We start from the raw sequence: 2,639 nt of genomic DNA on the forward strand, positions 1-2,639 counted from the left end.
ACAGTAGAGCACGTTCGAGTTCGCCAATCTCCCCTCCCGCAAGCGGGAGGGGAGATTGGCGAACTCGAACGTGCTCTACTGTCGGGCGCCGAGGGAACGCTCCGACTTCTGCTGGATTACCGCCAGCACATTGCGCGACACGTCGCCGACCAGCAGTTCGCCCCACAGCTTTCCGTACCAATTGACCGGGGTCTGGACCCAATAGTTGGTCGTCAGCGTCAGGCGCGTGCGGCCATCGCTGAGCGGTTCGAGGACATAGCCGCCATCGGTAATGCGATAGTGCGGGCTGTCGGGCAGGAGGTGGCGATCCTGCATCGCCCAGGCGTCCATATCGGTCTCGTCGAAGCGGAAGCTCCACCACAAGCGTCGGGCAGGTTGCCAGTCGCTCACCACCTCCTTGAAGCGAATACCGTCCTGCCATTCCACACGGCGCGTCGCACCGACTCCGTCGCGATTGAGATGCGCGCCGATCGGGCGCGGAAGGCCGATGATATCCTGCGAGATGTTCCAGGTTCCGGCATCGGGCGCAATGTGTGGGACGCCGCGGGCATGGTGCCAGACCGTCGCAGGATCGGCATCGATGACGATGCTGCGCGTGATGCTGCCGCTGTCGCGCGGTAGCGGAATCATCGGTTCGACCTGCATCGCCACAAGCGGGATGAGCAGCAGGGTCGAGGCGCGGAAGATGTTCTCGGTGGGCTCGCGGCGATTCCGCAGGCGCCACGTGATGTACCCCCCGAGCGCGCTGAGGGCGAGCCAGAACGGGGCGAGCATCAGGATACAGATGACGCCTTCGCGCAGGAATATGATCGATGCCACGACGACCGCGCCGAAGAGGCTGAAAGGCACGCCGACGGTGTAGAAACTGCGGCTGCGCTCTGCGAGCGGATCACCGACATAGGTGATGAACGCCGTGACCGCCGCTGGGAGGGCGAGGAGAAAGGTGAAGCTGATCAGGCCCGATGGGTTGATCGCTTCGATCAGCAGATAGACCCCGAGTGCGAACGAGAGACCGAGCGCCGTTGCGGCGAGGATGCGGATTGCCGCACGCGAGGAGCGGGGACGGCCTGTGTCCATTTCTCGATCCCTTTCATCTGTTATTTCGGTAAAATCAGAACGTGGGGCGCATGGGTTAGCCGTCCGGCTTTGTGGCTCAGTCCTTCTTGGAAGCGCCCGGAATGAACCGCGCCACCTTGCCGCCGAGCTTCATCAGCGTGACGAGAGTGGGTTTGGGGAGGACGCGGACCTCATCGTACCAGCCGCCCAGCGTGCCGATGAATTCATGCATCCGGCCAATCCGTTCACGCACCTGTGGCGGGGCGCTCCGGTCGGCGGCGAGGCGCTCGGCGAGTTCGCCGAGCAGCTGAACGGTGGGGTCGATCTCGCGCCGTTTGCGCTCGGCGACGATGCGCATGAGCATGTCCCACAGGTCGGTCTCGGCCACGAAATGGTCGCGGCGATCGCCCTCGACATGCACGCGGCGGACGATGCTGTAGCCCTGTAGCTCCTTCAGGCCCGTGGAGACGTTGGAGCGGGCGAGGCCGAGTGTCTCGACGATCTCGTCCGCGTGGAGCGGGCCGTCGGCAAGGTAGAGCAGGGCGTGGATCTGCGCGACGGAGCGGTTGACGCCCCAATGCGTTCCCATCTCACCCCAGTGGAGGATGAACGCCTTGGCGTCGGGATGCTCTGCGAAACGGGTCATGATGTAATTTCTGTAATTACAGAAATAAGGAGAGTCAACATGATCGATCATATGGGTGTGGCGGTCGCCGATGCGGCTCGGTCGAAGGCGTTTTACGCGGCGACGTTGAAGCCATTGGGCATGAAGTGCCTGACCGAAATTCCGGCGGACGCGAATGGCTCGGGCGGTGCTGCCTATGGCTTTGGCGTCGAGGGCGGCGGGGAATTCTGGGTCGGCGACAATGAGAAAGTGGGCGAGGGCACGCATGTTGCGTTCCGCGCCGAGACGCGCGCGCAGGTCGATGCATTCCATGAAGCGGCGATTGCGGCGGGCGGGCGCGACCATGGCAAACCCGGGCTGCGGCCGAATTACGGGCCGAACTATTATGCCGCGTTCGTGTTTGATCCCGACGGGATCAATCTGGAGGCGGTGTGTTACGCGGAGGAGTGAGTGAAGGTCTTCACCATCGGATATGAAGGCGCGACGGTTGCGTCGTTTCTCGCCGTGCTCGAACGCGCCGGAGTGCGGCAGGTGATCGATGTGCGGCAATTGCCACTGTCGCGGCGGCCCGGCTTTTCGAAAGCGTCGCTCGCGGCGGCGCTGGCCGAGCGGAACATCGGCTATGTGCATCTGAAGGCGCTGGGAACGCCCAAGGCGGGGCGCGATGCGGCGAAGAAGGGCGACCGGCGGACGCTGGAGGCGGTCTATGCCGGGCAGCTGCAGTTGCCCGAGGCGCAGGCGGCGGCGGCGCGGATGCGCGACCTGATCGCGGAGATGCCGAGCGCGTTGCTGTGCTTCGAACGCGATCCGTGCGGGTGCCACCGGACGTTACTGCTGGAGGCGGAGGGCGAAGGGGTGGAGGTGGTCGACCTGTTTGCGGATGGTTTGTCGACGTGACTGCCGTCCCCCTCCCGCTTGCGGGAGGGGTTAGGGGAGGGGCTGTCCAAGCGGGGTGCGG

4 protein-coding genes are annotated in these 2,639 nt (G+C 64.5%); 2 read left to right on the forward strand and 2 right to left on the reverse strand.

The genetic code is table 11. The features are described from left to right. Nucleotides 1-75: 75 nt before the first annotated feature. Complete coding sequence (locus tag AX681_RS10585; protein ID WP_066659156.1) at nucleotides 76-1,077, reverse strand: hypothetical protein; 1,002 nt, start codon at nucleotides 1,075-1,077, stop codon at nucleotides 76-78. 76 nt (nucleotides 1,078-1,153) lie between these two features. Beyond that, the gene (locus AX681_RS10590; protein WP_066659158.1) at nucleotides 1,154-1,702 is read right to left on the reverse strand and encodes a GbsR/MarR family transcriptional regulator; all 549 of its coding nucleotides are present in this window, start codon (nucleotides 1,700-1,702) and stop codon (nucleotides 1,154-1,156) included. A 39-nt stretch (nucleotides 1,703-1,741) separates the two neighbouring features. Here AX681_RS10590 and AX681_RS10595 point away from each other — a divergent pair, with 39 nt between their 5' ends. Next, a complete protein-coding gene (locus AX681_RS10595) occupies nucleotides 1,742-2,131 on the forward strand; it encodes a VOC family protein (RefSeq protein WP_066659160.1) in 390 nt (129 codons plus the stop codon). Next, nucleotides 2,132-2,578 carry a DUF488 domain-containing protein gene (locus AX681_RS10600; protein WP_066659162.1) on the forward strand — a complete coding sequence of 149 codons (447 nt, stop codon included), beginning with the start codon at nucleotides 2,132-2,134 and terminating at the stop codon, nucleotides 2,576-2,578. Nucleotides 2,579-2,639 lie beyond the last annotated feature (61 nt).

This window comes from Sphingomonas sp. CCH9-E2 (genome assembly GCF_001557215.1).
Classification (GTDB): domain Bacteria; phylum Pseudomonadota; class Alphaproteobacteria; order Sphingomonadales; family Sphingomonadaceae; genus Sphingomonas.